General features: G+C 69.3%; 1 protein-coding gene. It reads left to right on the top strand.

Going from position 1 to position 479, the window contains the following annotated elements; genetic code table 11:
- Positions 1–479: hypothetical protein (locus tag MUB46_RS24165; RefSeq protein ID WP_261618534.1), on the top strand; the 479-nt coding region annotated here is incomplete at both ends.

Below are 479 nucleotides of genomic sequence, written 5' to 3'. Positions count from 1 at the left end.
TTTGGCGCCGCTGCGGGGCAGGGGCTGCTTGCCCGGCTGTTCTTCGGCGGGCTGTCCGGCGCTGTCGAGGGCGGGCTGGACACGGCTTCGAGGCAACTTGCGGAGACCGGGGAACTGGACGCGGGCGGCATTGCCACGAATGCGGCGATCAGCGGCGGCGGTGGCGTCCTTGGGGGCATCATGGCAGGCCCGGCAAGCCGGGGCGGTGCTCGGTATCGGGGATTGCGCAGCGAGGCCACGCCCGGCGCCCTGGACCTGAAGCGGCAAGCTCAGACGCTCTACAAGCAGGCGGATGACGCCGGTCTCGTCCTGTCCCGCGACGCGGTGCGACAGATGCACAACGTGATTACGGAAGCGGCGACGAACGCGAAGTACGATCCTGATTTCATGCCGGGCCTGAAGACCGCGATGCGCCGTATCAAGCAGGCCGGGGAGGGCGGTCGGGCCCTGACCTTGGCCGATGTCGACGCGCTGCGTCA

Source organism: Microbaculum marinisediminis (assembly GCF_025397915.1).
In the GTDB taxonomy this organism is placed as follows: domain Bacteria; phylum Pseudomonadota; class Alphaproteobacteria; order Rhizobiales; family Tepidamorphaceae; genus Microbaculum; species Microbaculum marinisediminis.
This window is presented reverse-complemented; position numbering and strand designations above follow the sequence as displayed.